General features: G+C 75.3%; 28 protein-coding genes. 10 read left to right on the top strand and 18 right to left on the bottom strand.

Annotated elements, in window-relative coordinates:
* Positions 1-3 precede the first annotated feature (3 nt).
* Positions 4-462, top strand: coding sequence for a GNAT family N-acetyltransferase (locus HLA93_RS14235; RefSeq protein ID WP_222195048.1), 459 nt, complete (start codon positions 4-6; stop codon positions 460-462).
* A gap of 145 nt (positions 463-607) precedes the next feature.
* The gene (locus HLA93_RS14230) at positions 608-1,873 is read left to right on the top strand and encodes an aldose epimerase family protein (protein WP_222195047.1); all 1,266 of its coding nucleotides are present in this window, start codon (positions 608-610) and stop codon (positions 1,871-1,873) included.
* 46 nt (positions 1,874-1,919) lie between these two features.
* Here HLA93_RS14230 and paaE read toward each other — a convergent pair whose 3' ends face one another.
* The 5 genes from paaE to paaA all read right to left on the bottom strand — a co-directional run bounded on the left by paaE (position 1,920) and on the right by paaA (position 5,910).
* Positions 1,920-2,996 (bottom strand): 1,2-phenylacetyl-CoA epoxidase subunit PaaE, encoded by a 1,077-nt coding sequence (gene paaE, locus HLA93_RS14225; RefSeq protein ID WP_222195046.1) that lies wholly within the window; start codon positions 2,994-2,996, stop codon positions 1,920-1,922.
* Positions 2,996-3,571 carry a 1,2-phenylacetyl-CoA epoxidase subunit PaaD gene (gene paaD / locus HLA93_RS14220; RefSeq protein WP_222195045.1) on the bottom strand — a complete coding sequence of 192 codons (576 nt, stop codon included), beginning with the start codon at positions 3,569-3,571 and terminating at the stop codon, positions 2,996-2,998. The genes paaE and paaD overlap by 1 nt, the downstream gene beginning before the upstream one ends.
* Positions 3,568-4,476, bottom strand: a complete 909-nt coding sequence (paaC, locus tag HLA93_RS14215) for a 1,2-phenylacetyl-CoA epoxidase subunit PaaC (RefSeq protein ID WP_222195044.1) — start codon at positions 4,474-4,476, stop codon at positions 3,568-3,570. Before paaC ends, paaD begins: the two co-directional genes overlap by 4 nt.
* Positions 4,477-4,595: 119 nt before the next feature.
* The gene (gene paaB, locus HLA93_RS14210) at positions 4,596-4,961 is read right to left on the bottom strand and encodes a 1,2-phenylacetyl-CoA epoxidase subunit PaaB (RefSeq protein ID WP_368858264.1); all 366 of its coding nucleotides are present in this window, start codon (positions 4,959-4,961) and stop codon (positions 4,596-4,598) included.
* Positions 4,954-5,910, bottom strand: a complete 957-nt coding sequence (gene paaA / locus HLA93_RS14205; protein ID WP_222195043.1) for a 1,2-phenylacetyl-CoA epoxidase subunit PaaA — start codon at positions 5,908-5,910, stop codon at positions 4,954-4,956. The genes paaB and paaA overlap by 8 nt, the downstream gene beginning before the upstream one ends.
* 58 nt (positions 5,911-5,968) lie before the next feature.
* Between paaA and HLA93_RS14200 the strand changes: the two genes are divergently transcribed.
* The 3 genes from HLA93_RS14200 (at position 5,969) to HLA93_RS14190 (ending at position 7,097) form a co-directional block, all read left to right on the top strand.
* Positions 5,969-6,163 (top strand): hypothetical protein, encoded by a 195-nt coding sequence (locus HLA93_RS14200; protein ID WP_222195042.1) that lies wholly within the window; start codon positions 5,969-5,971, stop codon positions 6,161-6,163.
* Positions 6,160-6,774: a TetR/AcrR family transcriptional regulator gene (locus tag HLA93_RS14195; protein ID WP_222195041.1), complete on the top strand. Its 615-nt coding sequence runs from the start codon at positions 6,160-6,162 to the stop codon at positions 6,772-6,774. The genes HLA93_RS14200 and HLA93_RS14195 overlap by 4 nt, the downstream gene beginning before the upstream one ends.
* Positions 6,775-6,950: 176 nt before the next feature.
* On the top strand, positions 6,951-7,097 hold the full coding sequence (locus tag HLA93_RS14190; RefSeq protein ID WP_222195040.1) for a hypothetical protein: 147 nt from the start codon (positions 6,951-6,953) through the stop codon (positions 7,095-7,097).
* A gap of 71 nt (positions 7,098-7,168) precedes the next feature.
* Here HLA93_RS14190 and HLA93_RS14185 read toward each other — a convergent pair whose 3' ends face one another.
* From HLA93_RS14185 to HLA93_RS14165, 5 genes are all read right to left on the bottom strand, one after another.
* Positions 7,169-7,417, bottom strand: a complete 249-nt coding sequence (locus HLA93_RS14185; RefSeq protein ID WP_222195039.1) for a hypothetical protein — start codon at positions 7,415-7,417, stop codon at positions 7,169-7,171.
* A 128-nt stretch (positions 7,418-7,545) separates the two neighbouring features.
* Positions 7,546-7,698, bottom strand: coding sequence for a hypothetical protein (locus tag HLA93_RS14180; RefSeq protein WP_222195038.1), 153 nt, complete (start codon positions 7,696-7,698; stop codon positions 7,546-7,548).
* Between the two features lie 187 nt (positions 7,699-7,885).
* Positions 7,886-8,566, bottom strand: coding sequence for a GerMN domain-containing protein (locus HLA93_RS14175; RefSeq protein WP_222195037.1), 681 nt, complete (start codon positions 8,564-8,566; stop codon positions 7,886-7,888).
* Positions 8,563-9,939: a sensor histidine kinase gene (locus HLA93_RS14170; RefSeq protein WP_222195036.1), complete on the bottom strand. Its 1,377-nt coding sequence runs from the start codon at positions 9,937-9,939 to the stop codon at positions 8,563-8,565. The genes HLA93_RS14175 and HLA93_RS14170 overlap by 4 nt, the downstream gene beginning before the upstream one ends.
* Complete coding sequence (locus HLA93_RS14165; RefSeq protein WP_222195035.1) at positions 9,936-10,667, bottom strand: response regulator transcription factor; 732 nt, start codon at positions 10,665-10,667, stop codon at positions 9,936-9,938. Before HLA93_RS14165 ends, HLA93_RS14170 begins: the two co-directional genes overlap by 4 nt.
* Before the next feature lie 143 nt (positions 10,668-10,810).
* On the opposite strand from HLA93_RS14165, the gene HLA93_RS14160 reads away from it, so the two are divergent.
* On the top strand, positions 10,811-11,161 hold the full coding sequence (locus HLA93_RS14160; RefSeq protein WP_222195034.1) for an STAS domain-containing protein: 351 nt from the start codon (positions 10,811-10,813) through the stop codon (positions 11,159-11,161).
* A 38-nt stretch (positions 11,162-11,199) separates the two neighbouring features.
* Positions 11,200-12,564 (top strand): DUF2254 domain-containing protein, encoded by a 1,365-nt coding sequence (locus HLA93_RS14155; protein WP_222195033.1) that lies wholly within the window; start codon positions 11,200-11,202, stop codon positions 12,562-12,564.
* Positions 12,565-12,626: 62 nt separating this feature from the next.
* On the opposite strand, the gene HLA93_RS14150 is transcribed toward HLA93_RS14155, so the two are convergent.
* On the bottom strand, positions 12,627-12,929 hold the full coding sequence (locus HLA93_RS14150) for an STAS domain-containing protein (protein WP_222195032.1): 303 nt from the start codon (positions 12,927-12,929) through the stop codon (positions 12,627-12,629).
* A 294-nt stretch (positions 12,930-13,223) separates the two neighbouring features.
* Between HLA93_RS14150 and HLA93_RS14145 the strand changes: the two genes are divergently transcribed.
* The 3 genes from HLA93_RS14145 (at position 13,224) to HLA93_RS14135 (ending at position 14,438) form a co-directional block, all read left to right on the top strand.
* Positions 13,224-13,778 carry a DUF421 domain-containing protein gene (locus HLA93_RS14145; RefSeq protein WP_222195031.1) on the top strand — a complete coding sequence of 185 codons (555 nt, stop codon included), beginning with the start codon at positions 13,224-13,226 and terminating at the stop codon, positions 13,776-13,778.
* Between the two features lie 80 nt (positions 13,779-13,858).
* On the top strand, positions 13,859-14,182 hold the full coding sequence (locus HLA93_RS14140) for a hypothetical protein (protein WP_222195030.1): 324 nt from the start codon (positions 13,859-13,861) through the stop codon (positions 14,180-14,182).
* Between the two features lie 82 nt (positions 14,183-14,264).
* Positions 14,265-14,438 carry a hypothetical protein gene (locus HLA93_RS14135; RefSeq protein ID WP_222195029.1) on the top strand — a complete coding sequence of 58 codons (174 nt, stop codon included), beginning with the start codon at positions 14,265-14,267 and terminating at the stop codon, positions 14,436-14,438.
* A gap of 33 nt (positions 14,439-14,471) precedes the next feature.
* Here HLA93_RS14135 and HLA93_RS14130 read toward each other — a convergent pair whose 3' ends face one another.
* The 7 genes from HLA93_RS14130 to HLA93_RS14100 form a co-directional block, all read right to left on the bottom strand.
* Positions 14,472-14,879: a four-helix bundle copper-binding protein gene (locus tag HLA93_RS14130; RefSeq protein WP_222195028.1), complete on the bottom strand. Its 408-nt coding sequence runs from the start codon at positions 14,877-14,879 to the stop codon at positions 14,472-14,474.
* 125 nt (positions 14,880-15,004) lie between these two features.
* The gene (locus HLA93_RS14125; protein ID WP_222195027.1) at positions 15,005-15,886 is read right to left on the bottom strand and encodes a metallophosphoesterase; all 882 of its coding nucleotides are present in this window, start codon (positions 15,884-15,886) and stop codon (positions 15,005-15,007) included.
* Between the two features lie 183 nt (positions 15,887-16,069).
* A complete protein-coding gene (locus tag HLA93_RS22075) occupies positions 16,070-16,642 on the bottom strand; it encodes a GerMN domain-containing protein (protein ID WP_222195026.1) in 573 nt (190 codons plus the stop codon).
* The gene (locus tag HLA93_RS22070) at positions 16,639-18,081 is read right to left on the bottom strand and encodes a HAMP domain-containing sensor histidine kinase (RefSeq protein ID WP_222195025.1); all 1,443 of its coding nucleotides are present in this window, start codon (positions 18,079-18,081) and stop codon (positions 16,639-16,641) included. The genes HLA93_RS22075 and HLA93_RS22070 overlap by 4 nt, the downstream gene beginning before the upstream one ends.
* Positions 18,078-18,755 (bottom strand): response regulator transcription factor, encoded by a 678-nt coding sequence (locus tag HLA93_RS14110; protein ID WP_308128132.1) that lies wholly within the window; start codon positions 18,753-18,755, stop codon positions 18,078-18,080. Before HLA93_RS14110 ends, HLA93_RS22070 begins: the two co-directional genes overlap by 4 nt.
* A gap of 73 nt (positions 18,756-18,828) precedes the next feature.
* On the bottom strand, positions 18,829-19,707 hold the full coding sequence (locus HLA93_RS14105) for an alpha/beta fold hydrolase (protein ID WP_222195023.1): 879 nt from the start codon (positions 19,705-19,707) through the stop codon (positions 18,829-18,831).
* Positions 19,704-20,651 carry a YhjD/YihY/BrkB family envelope integrity protein gene (locus tag HLA93_RS14100; RefSeq protein ID WP_222195022.1) on the bottom strand — a complete coding sequence of 316 codons (948 nt, stop codon included), beginning with the start codon at positions 20,649-20,651 and terminating at the stop codon, positions 19,704-19,706. The genes HLA93_RS14105 and HLA93_RS14100 overlap by 4 nt, the downstream gene beginning before the upstream one ends.
* Positions 20,652-20,803: the final 152 nt, after the last annotated feature.

Genomic DNA, 20,803 nt, shown 5'->3' with positions numbered 1-20,803 from the left:
GCCATGCTCGCAGCGGCGACCGGCGACCGGCGACCGGCGACCGGCGACCGGCGACCGGCGAGCAGCGTGCTGCCGCCCCCGGTGCCCTCCCAGTGGCCCGACCCGGCCAGGATGGGCCGACCACCCGGGCGGCGAGAGGGGACCACCATGCAGGTCGAGATGACCGACGCCAGCGAGCGGCACCGGTACGAGGGGCGGGTCGGCGGCGAGCTGGCTGCGATCGCGGAGTACCTGAAGACCGCCGAGCTCGTCGTCTTCACCCACACCGAGGTGTACCCCGGGCACGAGGGGAAGGGCATCGCCTCGGCCCTGGTGCGCCAGGCACTGGACGACGTCCGGCGCCAGGGACTGCGGGTGCTGGCGGTGTGCCCCTTCGTCGAGGCCTACATCGCCCGGCACCAGGCCGAGCACGGCGACCTGCTCTACCGGTCGCGGACCACGGTCGCGGTCGGCCGGGACTGACGCCGGCCCCGCCATTGACAGTGGCTCGGCGGCGTCCCTACCGTCGAGTGCGTTCCACAGGACCGACCGAGGGCACGTCCCCGTTCGCCGTTCCGGTGTCGAGGGGCACGTGCACCTGCCACCGCGACGGACGACGGAGTCCCGCATGCCTGGACGCGTTCCCCTGCCCTCTTCCCACCCCGCCGCGATGGCCGGCCGCCGCCGACGGCGTTCCTGGCCGCTGGTCGCCGCGCTCAGCACCGGCCTGCTCGTCGGCAGCGCCGCTGCACCGGCCGCTGCGACCGACGACCGCCCCGATCGCGGCGGCGGCCACCACCGGGGGCAGGCGAGCACCACCGTCGAGCCCTTCGGCACCGCACCCGACGGCACCCCGGTCGAGCGCTGGACGCTGCGCAACGGCGACATGACGGTGCGGGTGCTCACCTACGGCGGGGTGATCCAGACCCTCGAGGTGCCCGACGCGCACGGCCAGGTGGAGAACGTCGTCCTGGGCTTCCCCGACGTGGCCGGCTACGCCTCCGACGCCGACCCGTACTTCGGCTCGCTGATCGGCCGGTACGGCAACCGGATCGCCGGGGGTGAGTTCGAGCTGGACGGCGAGAGGTACCAGCTGCCGCTCAACGACGGGCCGAACACCCTGCACGGCGGGCCCGAGGGCTTCGACGACCGGGTGTGGACGGCGACCCCGGTCGGCGACCGCCGGACCGCGGCGCTGCAGTTGCAGCTGGTCAGCCCGGACGGCGACCAGGGCTTCCCCGGCACGCTCACCACGACGGTCACCTACAGCGTCGACCGGCAGGAGCGGCTGACCGTCCACTACGAGGCCAGCACCGACGCACCCACCGTGGTCAACCTGACCCAGCACACCTACTGGAACCTCGGCGGCGAGGGGTCGGGGACGATCTACGACCACGAGCTGGAGATCGACGCCGACGCCTACACCCCGGTGGACGAGACGCTCATCCCGACCGGCGAGATCGCGCCCGTCGAGGGCACCCCGTTCGACTTCCGCGACCCCACCGCCATCGGGGCCCGCATCCGGGTCGCCGACCAGCAGCTGCTGTACGGCCAGGGCTACGACCACAACTGGGTGCTGAACCGGGACGACGACGGTGCGCGGGAGGGCTCGGACGGCGAGGACGAGCTGGAGGAGGCCGCCGAGCTGCACGACCCGGAGAGCGGCCGCACCCTGACCGTCTCCACCACCGAACCGGGGCTGCAGTTCTACTCGGGCAACTTCCTCGACGGCACGCTCGTGGGCACCGGCGGCAGCGTCTACCGGCAGAGCGACGGGCTGGCGCTGGAGACCCAGCACTTCCCGGACTCCCCGAACCAGCCCGGCTTCCCGTCCACCGAGCTGCGCCCGGGCGAGGTGTACGAGAGCACCACGGTCTTCGAGCTGGACAACTGACGGACCGGGTGCGGGCGGGGCGCCACCCCACCCGCACCCGGTGGCCTCAGGCGTCGAAGTCGACGGTGACCCGTTCCGACAACGGCAGGGTCTGGCAGGTCAGCACGTAGCCGGCCTCGACCTCCGCGGCCTCCAGGGCGTAGTTGCGGCGCATGGTCACCTCGCCCGCGGTCACCCGCGCCCGGCAGGTGCCGCACACCCCACCCTTGCAGGCGAAGGGCAGGTCACCGCGCACCTGCTGGGCCGAGTCGAGCACCGGGACGTCACGGGGCAGGGCCAGCGTCGTCGTCCGGCCGTCCAGCACCACGGTCACCTCGGCGCTGGGGCCCTGCACGGTCTGCTCGTCGCCGCGCACCGGCTCCGGGGGGAGGTCGTCGACGAAGAACAGCTCCTGGTGCACCCGCTCGCCGGGCACCCCCAGCTCGGCCAGCAGCTCGCGGGCGTCGGTGACCATCCCGTGCGGGCCGCACAGCCACCAGTGGTCCACCGCCGGCGCGTCGACGAGGGCACCGACCAGCCGGCGCAGCCGGTCACCGTCCAGCCGCCCGCTGGTCAGCTCGGCGTCCCGGGGCTCCCGGGACAGCACGTGCACCAGCTGCAGCCGGGGGCCGTGGCGGTCCTTCAGGTCGGCCAGCTCGTCGGCGAACATCACCGTGCTGACCCGGCGGTTGCCGTAGAACACCGTGACCGTCGAGACCCCGTCGCGCAGCACCGAGCCGGCCAGGGACAGCGCCGGGGTGATCCCGGACCCGGCGACGACGAACACGTGGTCACCGGGCACCGACAGGTCAGCGGTGAAGGTCCCGGCCGGGGGCAGGACGTCGATCCGGTCGCCCGGCCGCACGTCGTGCACCAGCCAGGAGGAGAAGTAGCCGCCGGGCACCTCCCGCACGCCGACCCGCGGCGGCGCCCCGAGCGGGGCGCAGATCGAGTACGAGCGGCGCTCGTCCCGGTCGTCGTCCACCCGGCGCAGGGTGAGCGCCTGGCCGGGGGAGAAGCGGTAGACCTCGGCCAGCTCGTCGGGGACGGCGAAGGTCACCGCGACCGCGTCGTCGGTGAGTCGTTCGACCCCGGCCACGGTCAGCGGGTGGAACTGCGGCCTGCGCCGGTGCACCGCCGTCATCAGCGCTCCTTGAGGTGCTCGAAGGGCTCGGCACAGCTGCGGCAGCGGCGCAGTGCCTTGCAGGCGGTGCCGCTGAACGCGCTGGTCTCCACGGTGTCCGCCGATCCGCAGACCGGGCACTCCGCCGTCCGCCGGCTGGGGCCCAGGGTCAGCGGCACCGGGCCGGTGCTGCGGGCCGGCGCCGGCCCGGGTGGGGCGATGCCGCCGGCGGCGAGCCTGCGGCGCCCCTCGCCGGTGATCCAGTCGGTGCTCCAGGCGGGGGAGAGCACCGTGCGCACGTCGACCTCGGCGTACCCGGCCCGGTGCAGCGCGTGCACCAGGTCCGCGCGCATCACCCCCATCGCCGGACAGCCGGACCAGGTGGGCGTGATCTCCACGACCACGACGCCGTCCTCGACCCGGACGTCCCGCAGCACCCCGAGGTCGGCCAGCGTGACCAGCGGCAGCTCCGGGTCCGTCACCGCCTCCGCAACCGCCCGCGCCCGCTCTTCCCGGCCATGTTCGCCAACATGTCCGGAGGGGGCGTCCGACGCGCGGCCACGTTCGCCGACATGGCCGGGGCTGGCGGCGGTCACCAGGTGGCCGCGGGGTGCTGGCGGGCCAGGCCCTGGAGGGTGGCCAGCAGGGCGGTCAGGTCGGGGGAGTGCTCACCGACCCGGCCGCGGGGCGGGACGTCGGCGGGCCACTCCGGCACGCGCAGGGTCGCCTGGCCGAGCACCTGGGTGAGCACGGCGGTCACCTCCGAACGGGTGGCCGCCGGGTCGACCGCCACCCCGGCCGCGACGAGGCGCCGCTCGACGTCGGTGGCGGAGAAGACGTCGGCCAGCAGCGGCCAGACCGCGTCGACCCCGGCCTGCGCGCGGCGGTGCGACTCCGGCGTCCCGTCGCCCAGCCGCAGCACCCAGCGGGCGGCGTGGTCGCGGTGGTAGGTCAGCTCGTGCACGCCCTTGGCCGCGATCGCGGCGAGCACCGGGTCGCGCGAGTCGCGCAGCCGGGTGAACACCGCCAGCCGCAGCGTGGACGCGGCCAGCAGCCGGACCATCGTCTGGCCGAAGTCCCCGCCGGGGGCTGCCACCAGTGCGGTGCACCGGAACTCGTCGGGGTCGCGGAAGTAGGCCAGCGCGTCCTCGTCCGGGATCGACGGCGTGGCCCGCTCCCGGCTGCGGCCGAGCACGCCGACCGACCCGGCCCGGGCCAGCAGCAACCGCGCCTGGCCGAGGAGGTCGAGGGCGGTGTTGCCGAAGGCGACCTCCTCCTCCAGCTCCCGGGCCGCGGTCATCCACTCGGTCAGCCGCTGGGCGAGCACCAGGGCGTCGTCGCCGAGCATCAGGCAGTACTCGCCGAGGTCGGCCGGGTCGATCCCGTCGGGCACCGTGGTGTCGACACCGGCCAGCGGCTCGTCGAACCCGGTGCCGAACGCCCACTGCCCCTCGCCGCCGTGGGCGGAGTCCAGCGCGTCGTACACGGTCTCCTCGTGCATGCTCTCGCCTCTCCTCCGCGGTTTCGCGCGATCACGTCCGCGCGGTTTCGCGCGATCACGTACGCGCGGTTTCGCGCGATCAAGTACGCGCGCTGCTTCTCGCGATCGACCGCGGACGTTCACATGTGCGGGACGTTCTCGGGGATCTCGTAGAACGTGGGGTGGCGGTAGACCTTGTCGCCGCTGGGGGTGAACATCGGGTCCTTCTCGTCCGGGCTGGAGGCGGTGATGTCCGCGGCCCGCACCACCCAGATGCTCACGCCCTCGTTGCGCCGGGTGTAGAGGTCGCGCGCGGCGTGCACGGCCATCTCCTCGTCCGGAGCGTGCAGCGAGCCGACGTGCACGTGGTTGAGCCCCCGCTTGCCGCGGACGAACACCTCGTAGAGCGGCCAGTCGCGGCGCGTGGTGGCCGCCCCCGGCTCGACCGGCACCTCCGGCCCGGTCGGGACGGCGCCGTGGCCGCCCTCGGCGGTCAGGTCAGACACCGGCGTGCTTCTCGGCGTAGGCGGTGGCCGCCTCGGTGACCCAGGCGTTGTCGTCCCGGGCGGCGCGACGCCGGGCGATCCGCTCGTCGTTGCACGGGCCCTGGCCGCTGATCACCCGCTGCAGCTCCGACCAGTCGATGGCCCCGAACCGGTACCGGCCGGTGTCCCGGTCCAGCGCCAGCTCGGGGTCGGGCAGGGTCACCCCGAGCACCTCCGCCTGCGGCACGGTCATGTCGACGAAGCGCTGGCGCAGCTCGTCGTTGCTGTGCCGCTTGATGCCCCAGGCCATCGACTGCGCGGAGTTGGGGCTCTCGTCGTCCGGCGGGCCGAACATCATCAGCGAGGGCCACCACCAGCGGTCGACGGCGTCCTGCACCATCGCCTGCTGCTCCGCGGTGCCGGTCATCATCGTCATCAGCAGCTCGTAGCCCTGCCGCTGGTGGAAGGACTCCTCCTTGCAGACCCGGATCATCGCCCGGGCGTAGGGGCCGTAGGAGCTGCGGCACAGTGGCACCTGGTTGCAGATCGCCGCGCCGTCGACCAGCCAGCCGATGACGCCGACGTCGGCGTAGGTCAGCGTCGGGTAGTTGAAGATCGAGCTGTACTTCTGCCGCCGCTCGATCAGCTTGTCGGTCAGGTCGGCCCGGTCCGCGCCGAGCGTCTCGGCCGCGGAGTAGAGGTAGAGGCCGTGGCCGGCCTCGTCCTGCACCTTGGCCAGCAGCACCGCCTTGCGCCGCAGGCTGGGCGCGGCCAGCAGCCAGTCGCCCTCGGGCTGCATGCCGATGATCTCCGAGTGCGCGTGCTGGGCGATCTGCCGGACGAGGGTCTTCCGGTACCCCTCGGGCATCCAGTCGCGGGGTTCGATCCGGTGTCCGGCGGCGATGGTGGCGTCGAACCGCCCCTGCAGGGCGGATTCGTCGAGGGGCCGGTCGAGCGCGGGCGCGGACATCGCTCCTCCTCCGGACAGCTGCTGCCGACCATTTACCGACCGTGCGGTCAGTAATAGTGTGACCGAGGCCACGGACCGGCACAAGCGCCCGGCCGGTCCGGCCGAGGAGGGGGCGATGACGACGGACGGAGCGAGCCGGCGGCACCGGACGACACCGCGCGCGGAGCTGGGCGACCCGGCTGAGCGGGTGGGCGTGGACGGGCCGCGAGCCCACCAGCTGCAGTGGCTCACCGACCGCCGGGTGCGCAGGTGAGCGCCCCGGCCCGGCGCGGGCGGCCCGGGCACTCGCTGGAGTCGCTGCTCGACGTCGCCGTGGCGGTGTTCATCGAGCGGGGCTACGAGGCGACCAGCATGGACGAGCTGGCCGCCCGGCTCGGGGTCACCAAGTCGGCGATCTACCACCACGTGTCGGGCAAGGGGGAGCTGCTCCGGCTCGCGCTGGACCGGGCGCTGGACGCGCTCTTCGCGGTCACCACCGAGCCCGGGGCGGCGACCGGCCGGGCGATCGATCGGCTGGAGCACGTCGTGCGCGGCTCGGTCCGGGTGCTCAGCGCAGAGCTGCCGTTCGTCACGCTGCTGCTGCGGGTGCGCGGCAACTCCCCGGTGGAACGCGAGGCGCTGCTGCGCCGGCGGGCCTTCGACCGGTTCGTCACCGAGCTGGTGCGCGCGGCTGCGGCCGAGGGCGACGTCCGCCCGGACGTCGATCCCGCGGTCACCAGCCGGCTGCTGTTCGGCGCGGTCAACTCGCTGACCGAGTGGTACCGCCCCGGCCGCGGCCCGGACGGCGGGCTGACCCCGGACGCGCTGGCCGACGCCCTGGTCACCACCACCTTCAGCGGCCTGCGTGCCGGACCGCCCGGCTGACCGCGTCCACCGGCGACCGCCGATCGCGGGGCACCGCCGTTGCCCGGCACCGGGAGGGCGAGGAGTGGGTCACCCCGACGTTGGGCACTGCGGGGGGACGACCGTCCACCGACGCGTGGACCGGCGGCCGCACACCACCGCTGACCGGCGTGGTCCCCGACCCACCAGGAGGAAAGATGACGCAGGCACCGGACGGGCCCGATCGTCCCAGCGACTCGGGGCGGCTGCCCAAGAACCGCGCCCGGGTGCTGATCGTGTCGGTGTTCGTGCTGATGATCGTGGTGGCGTTCGGCTTCATGATCCTGGTCGGCCAGCCGGGCTGACGCGGCGGCGGCCCGTCGACCGAACGAGCCGGCCGGGAGTCACTCCGGCCGGCCCCGCGGCGGGGCTCACCTCACCAGGGCAGGTTGCCCCCGGTGGCGGCGACGGTGAGGAACAGCCAGCCGAAGACCACCGCCAGCACGACCAGCTCCAGGGCGAACAGCGGCCAGCGCCCGTCGGCGATGCTCCGCCGCAGGCCGGCGCGCACAGAGCGGTCGAGCTCGGAGCGGTCGCCCTCGGCGCGGTCGCCGTCGGAGCGGTCGCGCTCGGTGCGGTCGGGCGCCGAGCGGTGGGCTGCCGATCGGTCGGGTGCAGAGCTCATCGGGGGCCTCCCAGGGGTGTGGTCCGTCCTGCTCGGTGCGCACGGGGCCGGTCACCGGCCGGGCCGGGCCCACCCGGAGCGCGGGCAACCCGGCGGCGCGGTCGCCCCCCGTTCGGCTGCTCCTGCCGTCAGAGCAGTCGGTCCAGGTCGTCCGGCCCCGGGCCGGTCCCACCGGAGTCCCGCATCGGCGACGTCTCGGGCAGGTCGTCGTCCGGAGGCTCGGCAGCGACCGGCCCCTCGGCGTAGAGGGTGTCGGGGTCCTTGGGGTCGATCTCACGCATGCCGGTGGGCTACCCGGCCGCGCGGGGCGGAACCCCGTCGGGTGGTCGCCAGGCGGCGTCGACGGCGCCCGGCGACCACGGACCATGCTGGCAGCGCGGGGGCGCGGACGGGTCGCGTGGCGCGGATCGTCACGGTCTCGTCATCCGCCGAGCTGCCGGGTCGGGCGCACCCGCGCGGCGCGACCGGTCAGGAGGTGGGGGTGGGCTCCGCGTCCAGGGGGACGGCCTCCGGGGTGGCCGACGTGGCCTCCGGGGTGAGCAGCGGCAGGTAGTCCTGCGCGGTCACCGGCCGGGACGTCAGCTCACCGGAGGCGAGCGGCGCGTCGACCGGCTCCCCGGCGCGGGTCAGCTGCACCGACTCGATGCCGGGCAGGCTGGTGGCGGTGAGCACGATCTGGCCCACCGTCCGCCGGCTCTCCCGGCCGGACGGGGCCTCCGCGTTGCCACCGATGTCGATCGTGGCCGTGGAGTCGCTGAGGGCGGTCACCGAGAGCGTGGTGTCCGGGCGCAGCGCGGTGGACAGCCGCTCGGTGAGCTCGGTCGGCGTCGGGCCACCGGAGAGGTCCTCCAGCAGGTCGGTCAGCCGGTCCCGGAGCTGCCCGGCGGGCACCGTCCGTCCGCGCGGAACCAGTGCTCCGTCCTCGGTGACCAGGTAGACCTCCGGCTGCTCGACCCCCGCAGGGGTCGCCGGCGGCCCCGAGGTCGGCGCGCTCGGCGAGGCCAGGTCGTAGGGCACATCGGAGGCGGCGATGGTGGCCGGCGACCCGCCCGTGGGCACGCCGCACCCCGCCAGCGCCAGCGCCAGCGTCAGGACCGTGGCCGCACCGCCCCGGCCTCGGGTGCCGGCCCGGCGTCCAGTGCCGGTCACGCGTCCACCGCCGCCGGCAGCGACAAGGTGAAGCGCGCGCCGCCGGCGGGGCTGTCGGCCACCCAGGCCGCACCACCGTGCCCGGTGGCGGTCTCCTCGACGATGGCCAGCCCGAGCCCCGCGCCCGGCAGCGACCGGCGGGCCGCCCGCGGTCCGCGGACGAACCGCTCGAACACCCGCTCCCGCTCGGCCTGCGGCACCCCCGGCCCGGCGTCGTCCACCAGCAGGACCACCGAGCCGTCGCGTCGCTCCACCCGGATGCCGGCCGGGCCGCCGGCGTGGCGGTCGGCGTTGTCCAGCAGGTTCGTCACCGCGCGCTCCAGCCGCGTCTTGTCACCCCGCACCGTCGTCTCCTCGTCCGAGCCGGTGTGCAGCACGTCGGCAGGCAGCCCGCGGCGGGAGACCACCTCCCGCACCAGCACTGCCAGGGACACCGGCTCCGCGGACACCTGCGTCGGGGCGCCGTCCACCCGGGCGAGCTCCAGCAGGTCGTCGAGCATCCGGCGGAAGCGGCCCAGCTCGCCCTCGATCAGGGTCAGCGCCTGCTGGCCGCGGTCCGACAGCTCCTCCCGCCGGGCACCGAGCACCTCGACGCTGGTGACCAGGCTGGTGAGCGGGCTGCGCAGCTCGTGGCTGACGTCGCCGACGAACCGGGCGTCCCGGTCGATCCGGGAGGCCAGCGCGTCGACCATGCTGTTGAAGCTCGCCACGATGGCCAGCAGGTCGGGGTCCTCGGTGGGGGGCAGCCGGATGTCCAATTCGCCGCCGGCGATCCGGGTCGCGGCACCGGCCACCTGCTCCAGCGGCTGCACGACCCGCCGGCTGGCCCAACCACCGAACAGCGCCCCGGCGGCGGTGGCCACCAGCGCCCCGGCGCCCAGCACGGCGGTGAGCGTGCGCAGCGCCGCCTGCAGCTCCACCAGTGGGGCGACCTCGTAGAACTGCACGCCGGCGGCGGCGATCGGGACGCCGACCACGAGGTGCGGCCCGGCCGCGGTGCGGATCCGGGCGGTGCCGGCCGATCCGTCGGCGACCAGCTCCTGCAGCGACTCGGGCACGTCCCGCGCACCGACGTCCAGCCGGGAGGAGTACCAGGCGCCGTCGCTGTTGACCACGACGTCGGCGCCGCCGGAGGGCACCAGGTCGACCAGCTCGTCACCCACCTCGGCGCCGGCGGTGGACAGCCGACTGGCCAGCACGTTGGCGTCGGCGAACGCCTGCCGGGTCAGCGCGGTCTCGCGCTGGTCCAGCAGGTAGCTGCGGGCGAGCAGGAAGGTGGTGGTCACCAGCACGGCGGAGACCAGCAGCGCCCCGACGGCGAAGGCGAGCACGATCCGCGCCCGCAGCCCCCGGGGCCCGAGCGCGAGCCTCACTGAGGATCCAGCCGGTACCCCAGACCGCGGACGGTGACCACCAGGCTGGGTGCGCTGGGGTCGCGTTCGACCTTGGTGCGCAGCCGGCGCACGTGCACGTCGACCAGTCGCTCGTCACCGAAGAAGCCGTGCTCCCACACCCGTTCCAGCAGCGCCTGCCGGCTCATCACCCGGCCCGCCGAGGCCGCCAGCTCGCACAGCAGCCGGAACTCGGTGAGCGTGAGCGGCAACTGCTCCTCGCCGCGGTGCACCGTCCCGCGCTCGGGGCGCAGCACCAGAGGAGCGACCGGGTCCGGGTCGAGCACCAGCTCGCTGCCACGCTCGCCCGTGCCGCCGTCCGCCGGGGTACCGGAACCGCGGGCCCGGCGGCGCAACGCCCGCAGTCGCGCGGTGATCTCCTTGACCTGGAAGGGCTTGGTCACGTAGTCGTCGGCACCGGCCTCCAGCGCGGCCACGATGTCGTGGGTGTCCGCCCGGGCACTGACCACCACGATCGGCAGGTCGTGCTGGCGGCGGACCTGGCGGATCACCTGGAACCCGTCCATCGCGCCGAGCATCAGGTCGACCAGCATCAGGTCCGGCGGAGCCTCGTCGACCTGCCGGCAGGCGTCCTCGCCGCTGGCCGCCTCGGCCACCTGGTAGCCCTCGTCCTCCAGGGCCCAGCGCAGCGGCATCCGGATGTGGTCGTCGTCCTCGACGAGGAGCAGGCGCGGCGACACGCGGGACATGCTGCCACCGGCGGCGGCGGCTCCCCGCGTCGGCAGCACAGCCGTCACACGATCGCAAAGCAACGGTGCGCCGGATCGCAAGGTGCGGCGGTGACCCTCGGGTCAGACCGCAGGACCACTCACGAGCGAGGGGAGCGTCACCGATGACCGTTGCCGCCACCCACCACCCGGTGCCGGTCGTCCCGGCGCGTCCCGGCCGTGAGGGGCAGGTGGTGCTCGTGCTCAGCGACGACCTGCTGGCCGACGGGCTGGCCGACCTGCGCTGGCTGCTGCACGACGCACTGCTGTCCGGGGCCCGCCGGCTGGTGGTGGACCTGACCGGCGTGCGCCAGCTGTCCAGCACCGCGGTGGCCAGCTTCCTGTGGGCGCACCGGACCTGCCGGGCGCGCGGCGGCGCCGTCGTCCTGCGCGGGGTGAACCGGCGCACCGAGGACCTGCTGCACCGGACCGGCCTGTGGCGGGTCATGCAGGTGGAGGACCAGCCCGGCGGGTGACGTCCGGCCGGTCGGCCGGCGCCGGGGGAGACTCAGGTGTGACCGACGACCGGCGTGGCGGACCGCTGAGCACCGTGCTCGGCAAGATCGGCAGTTCGCTGTGGCCGATCCCGGTGCTGGGGGTGCTGCTGGCCATCGGCCTGGGCGTCCTGGTCCCGGCGATCGACGGCTGGCTCGACGAGCCCAACGGTCATCCGCTCACCTTCGCCTTCGGCGGCGGCGCCTCGGCCGCCCGGGACCTGCTGGCGGCTATCGCGGGCTCGCTCATCTCGGTCACCGGCCTGACCTTCTCCCTGACCGTCATCGCCCTGCAGCTGAGCAGCAGCCAGTACAGCCCGCGGCTGTTGCAGACCTTCGCCACCGACCGGGTGGTCCAGCTGACGCTGGCGCAGCTGATGCTGACCTTCGTCTACGCCCTCACCGTGCTGCGCACGGTGCGCACCGAGAGCGCCACCGAGGACGAGACCGCGTTCGTGCCCCGGTTGTCGATCACCGTCGCCTACGTGCTGACCCTGGGCAGCGTGCTGGCCCTGGTGGTGTTCCTGGAACACCTCTCCCGGGTGCTGCGGGTGGAGACGATGCTGCGCGACGTCCACTCCGAGGGCACCCGGACGATCCACCGGGAGCTGGGCGCCCCCGAGGACGACCAGCGGGACGACGGACCGGACCACGACCCGGGTCCGCCACCCGGTCCGCCGGTCGTGCTGGTGGCCCGCTCCAGCGGCTTCGTGGTCGGCATCGCCGAGGCAGCCGCCGTCCGTGCCGTCCGGGACGCCGGGGCGCAGCTGCGGCTGGCGGTGCGGATCGGGGACTCCGTGGTCGAGGGCACGCCGGTGGCGCACGCCTGGCCCGACGTGCCCGGCGCTCCCGTCGACACCGTGCGGCTGGAGGAGGTGCTCGAGGAGGTGCTGCAGCTGCACTTCGAGCGCTCGCCCGACCGGGACGTCGCCTACGCGTTGCGCAAGGTCATCGACATCGCCGTCCGGGCGCTCTCGCCCGGGATCAACGACCCGACGACCGCGGTGCACGCGCTCTCGCACGCCTCGGCCCTGCTCGGTGTGCTGGCGACCCGGCCCTCCGACCTCCGGCTGGTACGGGACGACGAGGGGTCGGTGCGGGTGGTCGTCCCCGCCTGGGGGCTGCCCGCACTGCTGCAGCTGGTGCTGGAGGAGCCGCTGCAGTTCGCCGAGGGGCAGCCGGCCGTGCTGCGCCGGATCGCCGGGCTGCTGCGCGAGGTCGCCTGGCGGGCCCGCGGCCGCGGGGTGGACGAGCCGCTGCGGCACTACGTGGCGAAGGTGGCGGCGATCGCGGGGGAGACCACCGACGTCGGCGAGGACGAGACCCGCGGGTGGCGGCACCTGGTGGACCTCGCCCTCGCCGGGAGCTGGCCACCGCCTCCCTGACCGGCGGGGGACACGACGACGGCCGGACCCCGCGTGGGGGTCCGGCCGTCGTCGGTGCCGGCTCAGGCGCCGGTCGCGGACCCCGCCGGGGCGTTGCGGACCAGCAGCTGGTCGCCGGAGTCGGCCATCGAGCTGCGCAGGCTGGAGAGGACGTGCAGACCGACGTCGTCGGCGGCCTGCACGTCGGCCAGGTCGAGCACCACGGTGGAGTGGCCCTGCCGGCGCAGGCCCTCGACGGTGCCCCGGAGCAGGTCGGCGCCCGCCGGGGTCAGGTGGCCGCTGACCTGGACCCGACCGGTGTGGCCGTCCACCACCTCGGTCAGCGTGCGGCCGATGGGGGTGCGCGGTGATCGCGTGGGGGGCATGTCGTCCTCCGGTCTGTCGGTGCGATCCGTGGGTGGACGGCGGGTCGGGCGGCGGCGCACGCTCGCCGGAGCAGCCCGCCACCGAGGTACGCCGTCGCCCGACCATGGCAGCCGATCCGGTTCCGCGACAAGCAGCGCGCCGAAGAGTCACGGACCCTTCACACGGCGGGGGACCGTGCCCGCCGTCGGCTCGCGGGCCGGCGACGGTGCCCGCAGGCTGCATCGGGGCGGGTGACCGGAGGGTGCCCCCGGAGCGGCACCGCGGGACAGCCGGTTGCAGACGGAGGAGGCGACATGTGGTGGGACTCGTGGTCGGACGTGGCCCGGGTGCTGGCGGTCGGTGCGGCCGCCTACGTGAGCGTGGTGGTCGTGCTGCGGCTGTCCGGCAAACGGACGCTGGCCAAGCTCAACGCCTTCGACCTCATCGTCACCGTGGCCCTGGGCTCGACCCTGGCCACCATCCTGCTCAACTCCGACGTCTCGTGGGCCGAGGGCGTGGCCGCCCTGGTGCTGCTGGCCGCGCTGCAGGCGCTGGTCGCCTGGGTGACCGTGCACCGGCCGGCGGCGCGCGGGGTGGTCACCTCGCGGCCGACGCTGCTCTGGCGCGACGGGCAGCCCATCCCCGAGGCGCTGACCCGGCAGCGGGTGGCGCTGGACGAGGTGCGACAGGCGGTACGGGCCACGGGCTCCGGTGACCTGCGGGAGGTGGCGGCGGTGGTGCTGGAGAGCGACGGGACGCTCAGCGTCGTCCCGCGCAGCAAGATCGGCGACTGGTCCGCGTTGGACGGGGTGGCCGGGGTCGAGCCGCGCGATCCGGCCGACGAGGACCCGGCCGGATGGCGCGGGTGAGCTTTGCGATCGTGTGAAGGTCGGCGGAAACCGCCGACCGGCCCTGGATCCGTCGCCATTGCGTCACGCAGGGTGTGCGCATGGTCTCCGTCTGGATCCTGTCAGTGCACAACCTCCACTGCCCGGAGTGCGACACCCGGCTGATCGAGCGGGCCGGGCGGTGTGTCGTCCCCGGTCGGCGCAGCCCGGTGCACGTCGGCGAGGTGGGCACGCTGCGCTGCCCGGTGGGCCACCCGCTGCCGCCGCGCGAGCAGCTGTACGCCCACCGCGAGGCGCTGGGTCGTCCCCACACCGCCGAGGTGTGGGAGGTCGCGCCCCCGACGGCGGCGGCCGCCGCAGCGGCCGCAACGGCCGCCGGCGTCCCCCAGCCGAGCGCCGTCGCGCCGTCGTTCGCGGACGCGTGAGCCGGCCGTGACCAGCGTGCTGCCCCCGGTCGCCGTCCGTGCCACCTCACACGAGGGCAGAGCCCGTGCCGGCAGCGTGCGTGTGGGCAGCCTCCGGCCGGTCACGGCGCGCAGCGGGGCCCTCGCGCTGCTGCTGCACTGCCCGGGCTGCGCCTCCCGTGACCTGGTGGACGCCACCCCCGCGGCGGAGGACCGGAGCTGGTGGGCCCGGATGCGCTGCCGCGCCTGCGGCCACCGCTGGGCGGCACGCTCCTGACCCTCCCTCCGGACCCCGCCGGCGGAGTCGTGATCAGCCCAGCGAGCTGAGCAGCGTGCGGCAGGCCTGCTCGCAGCGTCGGCACGCCTCGGCGCAGACCCGGCAGTGCTCGTGCATCTCGGCGTGGGAGCCGCACTCGTCCCCGCACGCCTTGCAGGCCGCGGCGCAGGCCTCCAGCACCGCCCGGGTCAGGTTGGCGTCGTAGCCGGTGTGCCGGGACAGCACCCGCCCGGTGGTGTCGCAGACGTCGGCGCAGTCGGTGTTGGTGCGGATGCAGGTGGTCAGCTCGGCAACCATGTCCTCGCTGAGGCAGGCGTCAGCGCAGGCGGTGCAGGCCTGCGCGCACTCGACACAGGCCTCGATGCACGCGACCAGGGCCTCCCGGTCGATGCCCCCCAGGTCCTTCGGGTAGGTCCTCAGCATGTCGGCGGCGACGGTCATCAGGTGTTCCTCCCGGTCGGTGTGCGCCGGCGGCTGGTGCCGCCCGCTCCCGGGTGGCTGCCCGGCGCGCCCCGGGTCATCCGCGATCGGGCGGTGTTGTCACCGGGTCGTCATGGTCGGCCGGATCAGCCCGTGGACGCCGGGCTCAGCTCGACGAACACCACCTGCGGTGGGGCGAACAGCCGGACCGGGGCGCGGCCGAGGCCCACGCCGCAGGTGACGAACAGCTGGTTGCCGGCGGCACCGTGCTCCGCGGGTGCCCAGCCGCCGGCCACCACCTCCTCCTCGGCGCTGAGGCCGGGGCGGGTCCAGCGCGGCATCCCGGGGACGGCGACCTGACCGCAGTGGGTGTGCCCGGCCACGGCCAGCGGCGCGCTGTCGGCCGGCAGCGCGGCGAACGCGGTCGGGTCGTGCATCAGCACCACCCGCGCCGCGTCGTCCGGGACCCCGGCGAAGGCGGCGTCGGGCGCCGCCCGCTCGGCTCCCAGGCCCACCACGTACAGGTCGGCCACCGGCGACTCCCCGGTCGGCGGGGCCAGCCGGCGGGCCTCGTCGCGGAGCACCGCGATCCCCACCGCACCCAGGGCACGGGTCAGCTCGTCGACCGCGCCGGCGGCGTGGTCGCGGTCGCCCAGCACCGCGTAGGTCGGCAGCCGGGCCTCCACCAGCGGAGCCAGCAGGTCGAGGACCTCGTCCGCCCGCCGGCCGGCGGCGGGGCCGGCGTCGTGGACGAGGTCACCGGCCACCAGGACGGCGTCGGGCCGGGCGTCGACCACGGTGGCGACGGCGCGCTCCACCATGCCGGTGTTCGCCCACCGCGCGCCCACCTGCAGGTCGGAGAGGACGGCGAGCTCCGTTCCGGTCCACTCCCCGCTGAGCCGGGGCAGGGAGACCTCGAGGCGCTCCCGGTCGAGCACCAGCCGCGGTTCGACCAGCAGCCCCCAGCCCAGCAGCAGCGCGACCGCGGCCGTCAGGCCGAGCAGCGCCCGGACCCACCAGCGCCTCATCGCGCCCGCGACCCGGGGCGCAGGGGCGGGGTGCGCACGGCGGGCGGCTCCTGACGGGTCGGTGGGGGAGTCCTGGCCCCTCAGGGTCGGTGCCGTGGGGCCACGGCGCGGTGCGGACGCCGCGGTCGTCTGCGAACCGTCATCTCGGCCCGGCCCTGCATGACGGTCCGGTGGCAGCCGGGGTCAGCCCGTCGGTGCGGCGGGGGAGCTGCTCGCGGCCGGGGCCACCGAGCGGTAGTCGTCGCGGTCCACCGGCGCACCGGTGAGGCCGGCGTCGGTGGGCACCTCCACCGGGACGCCGCCGGAGGTGAAGCGCACCTCGTCGACGGTGGGCAGCGTGGTGAGGGTCCAGACCAGCTGGGCCACCGTCAGCAGCTGGTTGCCGCCGGTGACGTCGGTGAGCTCGCGGGGCAGGTCGACCTCCAGCCGGCGCTCGGCCAGGCCGGTGGGCACGGTCGGGGTCTGCGGGGCGATCGCGGTGCGCAGGCCGGCGAGCACCTCGGTGCGCGTCGGCCCGGCGACCAGCACCTCGAGCAGGGTCTCGGCGTCCAGGCTCGGCGCCGAGCGGCTCACCGGCTCCAGCCGGGTGCCGCGGACGAAGAACACCTCCAGCTCGACCGTCCCCGGGCCCGGGCTGCTGGGCCGCGCCGTCGGCGCCTCGGTCAGGGTCAGCCGCTCCGGGCTGTCCTGCGTGCCGACCCCGCAGCCGGCCAGCAGCAGCACCAGCGCGACCAGGAGGACCAGCGGCCGCCTCACGGGGTGCCGCCCAGCGGCAGGTCGACGGTGAACCGGGCACCGCCGTGCGGGCTGTCGCCGACCGTGACGGTGCCGTGCATGGCCAGCACGTGCCGGGCGACCAGCGCCAGCCCCAGCCCCGCGCCGGGGGTCTGGGTCCGGGTGCTGCCCGCGCCCCGGGCGAAGCGCTCGAACACCCGGCCCCGCTCCTCGACCGGCACCCCCGGGCCGGCGTCGTCGACCGACAGCCGGACGGTCCGCCCGTCCGCGGCCCGCTCCAGGACGACGGCGCGCAGCCCCTGGCCGTGGGTGTCCGCGTTGTCCATCAGGTTGCCCAGGACCCGTTCCAGCCGGCGCTTGTCCGCCCGGACGACCAGCTGCCCGGCGTCGGAGGGGGCGTCGACCGGCACCGGTGGCCGGCCGGCCAGCGCGCGCCGGGCGAGCACCGCACCCAGCAGGTCGGCCACCCGGACGTCCTCCAGCGCCACGTCGGTGCTGCCGGCGTCGGACCGGGAGATCTCCAGCAGGTCCGCGACCAGCCGCTCGAACCCCTGCACCTCGGCCCGCAGCAGCGCCAGCCCCTCCTGCCCGTCGGGGGGCAGCCGGTCGACGTGCTCCTCGACCAGCGACATCGCGCCCAGCATCGCCGTCAACGGCGTCCGCAGCTCGTGGCTGACGTCTGCGGCGAAGCGGGCGTCGCTGCGCACCCGGTCCTCCAGCGCGGCGGCGGTCTGGTTGAACGAGGCCGCCAGCGGGGCCAGCGACGGGTCGCCCTGCGGATCGAGGCGGGCGCCCAGGTCGCCGCCGGCGATCGCCCCGGCCACCGTGGAGATCCGCTCCAGCGGGCGCAGGGTCGGACGGGTGCTCCACCAGCCGACGACCAGCGCGACCGGGACCGAGGCCAGCACCGCGAGCAGCAGCACGGTGCCCAGCACCCGGTAGGTGCGGTCCAGCTCGTCCAGGGGGAAGACCTCGAAGTAGGCGTCGTCCAGCCCGGCCAGCGGGATGCCGACGGCCAGCACCGTCTGGCCCTGCACGGTGATCCGCTGCCGGGCCGGGGTGCCCTCGACGACGGTGTCCCGCAGACCACGCGGCAGGTCGTCCCGCCCCACCAGCAGGGACGTCGTCGTCCACTCACCGCTGTCGACGTACAGCGAGGTCGACCCGGTCTGCCGGGGCAGCTGGGCCAGCAGCTGGGGGAGGGTCAGCCCTGCCGCGGACGCCCCGCGCTGCAGCTGCGCGGCGTTCGCACTCGCCTGCGCCAGGGTCGCGCGTTCCCGCTGCAGCAGCAGGTACTGCGACACCGCCCCCCACACCGTCAGCGCCAGCGCGGTCGACAGCACCAGGGTGATGGCGGTGAAGGCCAGCGTGGCGCGGCCGCGGAGGGTGCGGGGCGCCGGGGCCCGCCCCAGCGGGGACCGTCGCCGCCGAGCGGGCGCTGGTCCGGCAGTCGTGCTCACGCAGGCACGCGGTAGCCCATCCCGCGCACCGTCAGCACGACGGCCGGGGAGCTCGGGTCCCGCTCGACCTTCTTGCGCAGCCGCCGGACGTGCACGTCCACCAGCCGGGAGTCGCCGAAGTAGTCGTAGCCCCACACCCGCTCGAGCAGCTCCTCGCGGGAGAGCACCCGGCCGGGCTCGGCGGCGAGCTCGCACAGCAGCTTGAACTCGGTCCGGGTCAGGTCCAGCAGGTCGCCGTCCCGGGTGACCGTGCCGTCGGCGGGGGTCAGCACCAGGTCGCCGACGAGCACCTCGCGGCGCGGCTCGGGCACCCGGGTGCGCCGGGCCAGCGCGCGGATCCGCGCGGACAGCTCCTTGGGGACGAACGGCTTGGAGACGTAGTCGTCGGCCCCGGCCTCCAGCCCGGCGACCACGTCGTGGCTGTCCGATCGGGCGGTCACCATGATCACCGGGGTGTTGGAGGTCCGCCGGATCGCCCGGCACACCTCGAAGCCGTCCTGCCCGGGCAGCATCAGGTCCAGCAGGATCACGTCGAAGTCCTGCTCGGCGAGCCGAGCCAGCCCGGCCTCCCCGCTCTCGGCCTCGGTGACCTGCAGGCCCTCGCGCTCCAGGGTCAGCTGGACGATGCGGCGGATGCGGGGGTCGTCCTCGATGACCAGCACGGACCGTGACACGTCGGTCAGTCTGCCCATCGGCCGCACCGGTCACCAACTCCTGGACCGCCGCCGGCAGCGGTCCCCGCGCCGCTCAGCCGGTGTGCTCCGCCTGCGTCCGCCGGACCAGCGCGGCGATCCGGTCGGCGACCACCTCCGGGTCGGTCAGCGGCAGCATGTGGCCGCTGCGCGGCAGGGTCACCAGCTCCCCGTCGGGCAGGGCGTCGAGCAGCCGCCGGGCGTCGTCGTCGGGCACCTCGCTGTCCTGCCCGCCGTGCACCACCACCGCCGGCGCGGTCAGCGCCGGGGCCAGCCGCTGCCCGTCGTGGCTGATGCTGGCCAGCACGGTGCCGGCGAGGGCACGCGGACGGGTGGCCAGGAAGTCCGCGCGGGCGCGGGAGACCAGGTCGGCCGGCTCGTGCGGGGCGAACGCCCACCGCCGCGACACCCGGTCGGTGACCGCGTCCCAGCCGCGCAGCCGGCGCCCGAGGCGCACGCCCAGCAGCAGCAGGCCCAGCCAGGCGGTCCGGACGACGGTGCCCACCGGCGCGGGCAGGCCCCGGCCCGGCAGTCCGGGCACGGTGACCGCCGAGCCGCCCGAGCCGGCGAACACGGCGCCGGCGACGTGCTCGGCCCCCGCGGCGGCCACGTGTTCCAGCAGGATCGCCCCGCCGAGGCTGTGGCCGACCAGCGTCACCTGCTCGCCGTCCCGCCGGACGTGGGCCAGCACCGCGGCGAGGTCGGCGGCGTGGCTGGCCAGCCGGTACCGGCCGGTGCCCGCCGGCCCGCTCCGGGCGTGCCCGCGCAGGTCGTAGGCGACCACCCGGCAGGTGCCGGCCAGCCGGTCGGGCACCTCGCCCCACGAGCTGGTGGACATGCCCAGCCCGTGGACGAGCACGACCAGCGGCGCGTCGTCGGCACCCCAGGTGGTCACGGCCAGGTGGGTGCCGTCGAACGAGACGACGTCGGTCATCGGTGCTCCTCGGGAGGGGACGGGCGGGACGGATCGGGGGTGGCGCCGGCGACCAGCTCCAGCTCGGCGGAGACGGCGAACCCGAAGAGGATCGCCGCCGAGGCCATCTGCGACCACAGGAGGAGGACGACCACGCCGGTGAGCGGCCCGTAGACGCTGCCGAAGCCGGCGGACAGCTGGAGCGCCCCGGCCAGCAGCAGGGTGAGTCCGGTCCACGCCAGCAGCGCCAGCCCGCCACCGAACAGCAGGACGGTCCAGCCCGGCTGCCGCCGGTGGGGGGCCGACCTGAGCAGCACGGTCACCGGGCCGACGACCAGCAGCACCCCGACCGGCCAGGTCAGCAGCAGCACGAGGTCGTCGTCGATGCCGTGGACCTGCTCGACCGCCTCGGCGAACGCGCTGCCGGCCACGAGCACCAGCGACCCGGCCATCGCAGGCAGGCCGGCGGCCACGGCGAGCACCAGCGCACGGCCGTACCTGCCTCGGGTCGGGCGGTCGGTGTCGATCCCGTAGACCCGGTTGGCGCCGCGTTCCAGCTGGGCCATGGCGGTGGTCAGCGCCAGCAGGGCGGCGGCGACCACCAAGACGAACGCCGAGACGCGCAGCGCCGACTCGTCGGACCCGGGGAGCGTCTGCCGGACCAGGGCGTCCGACGCCCCCGGCGTCAGCTGCAGCAGCGTCCGGCGCAGCACCAGGCCCATCCAGGAGGCGCCGAGCAGCTGGCTCAACCCGATGACGGCGATGACCAGCGGGACCACGGCGAGGGAGACCTGGAACCCGGTCGCCCGGGCATGGGAGAAGCCGTCACCGTGCCGCAGCCGGGCGAACGACCGGACGGTCAACGACCCCAGGCCCTCGTGGCGGATGACCCGCCAGACGGCCGGGGCGGTCAGCGGGTGCGTCCGGTGGACGGCGAGCTCGGGGACCACGTCGACGGCGCTCATCGCTCGGGCACCGTCCTCCCCGCACTCGTCGCGGTCCGGCCGGCTGCCCGGCGTGGGTCCTGCTGGTCCGGTCCTGTCGCCGCACGCGTCAGGTGGCCGGACAGGACCGGTGCCCGCCGGGCTCCTGCCCAGCCGGGATGTCGCGGGAACGC

Origin of the sequence: Modestobacter italicus, assembly GCF_019799965.1 — a bacterium.
Taxonomy (GTDB): Bacteria; Actinomycetota; Actinomycetes; order Mycobacteriales; family Geodermatophilaceae; genus Modestobacter; species Modestobacter italicus_A.
The sequence above is the reverse complement of the archived record's forward strand: the minus strand, read 5'-3'. Positions and strand labels throughout refer to the sequence as shown.

Excerpts from the sequence above, each read along its gene's own strand:
- HLA93_RS14235 (WP_222195048.1), top strand. The coding sequence starts at position 4 with ATGCTCGCAGCGGCGACCGGCGACCGGCGACCGGCGACCGGCGACCGG.
- HLA93_RS14230 (WP_222195047.1), top strand. The coding sequence starts at position 608 with ATGCCTGGACGCGTTCCCCTGCCCTCTTCCCACCCCGCCGCGATGGCC.
- paaE (WP_222195046.1), bottom strand. The coding sequence starts at position 2,996 with ATGACGGCGGTGCACCGGCGCAGGCCGCAGTTCCACCCGCTGACCGTG.
- paaC (WP_222195044.1), bottom strand. The coding sequence starts at position 4,476 with ATGCACGAGGAGACCGTGTACGACGCGCTGGACTCCGCCCACGGCGGC.
- paaA (WP_222195043.1), bottom strand. The coding sequence starts at position 5,910 with ATGTCCGCGCCCGCGCTCGACCGGCCCCTCGACGAATCCGCCCTGCAG.
- HLA93_RS14190 (WP_222195040.1), top strand. The coding sequence starts at position 6,951 with ATGACGCAGGCACCGGACGGGCCCGATCGTCCCAGCGACTCGGGGCGG.
- HLA93_RS14185 (WP_222195039.1), bottom strand. The coding sequence starts at position 7,417 with ATGAGCTCTGCACCCGACCGATCGGCAGCCCACCGCTCGGCGCCCGAC.
- HLA93_RS14180 (WP_222195038.1), bottom strand. The coding sequence starts at position 7,698 with ATGCGTGAGATCGACCCCAAGGACCCCGACACCCTCTACGCCGAGGGG.
- HLA93_RS14165 (WP_222195035.1), bottom strand. The coding sequence starts at position 10,667 with ATGTCCCGCGTGTCGCCGCGCCTGCTCCTCGTCGAGGACGACGACCAC.
- HLA93_RS14160 (WP_222195034.1), top strand. The coding sequence starts at position 10,811 with ATGACCGTTGCCGCCACCCACCACCCGGTGCCGGTCGTCCCGGCGCGT.
- HLA93_RS14150 (WP_222195032.1), bottom strand. The coding sequence starts at position 12,929 with ATGCCCCCCACGCGATCACCGCGCACCCCCATCGGCCGCACGCTGACC.
- HLA93_RS14145 (WP_222195031.1), top strand. The coding sequence starts at position 13,224 with ATGTGGTGGGACTCGTGGTCGGACGTGGCCCGGGTGCTGGCGGTCGGT.
- HLA93_RS14140 (WP_222195030.1), top strand. The coding sequence starts at position 13,859 with ATGGTCTCCGTCTGGATCCTGTCAGTGCACAACCTCCACTGCCCGGAG.
- HLA93_RS14130 (WP_222195028.1), bottom strand. The coding sequence starts at position 14,879 with ATGACCGTCGCCGCCGACATGCTGAGGACCTACCCGAAGGACCTGGGG.
- HLA93_RS14125 (WP_222195027.1), bottom strand. The coding sequence starts at position 15,886 with ATGAGGCGCTGGTGGGTCCGGGCGCTGCTCGGCCTGACGGCCGCGGTC.
- HLA93_RS14105 (WP_222195023.1), bottom strand. The coding sequence starts at position 19,707 with ATGACCGACGTCGTCTCGTTCGACGGCACCCACCTGGCCGTGACCACC.
- HLA93_RS14100 (WP_222195022.1), bottom strand. The coding sequence starts at position 20,651 with ATGAGCGCCGTCGACGTGGTCCCCGAGCTCGCCGTCCACCGGACGCAC.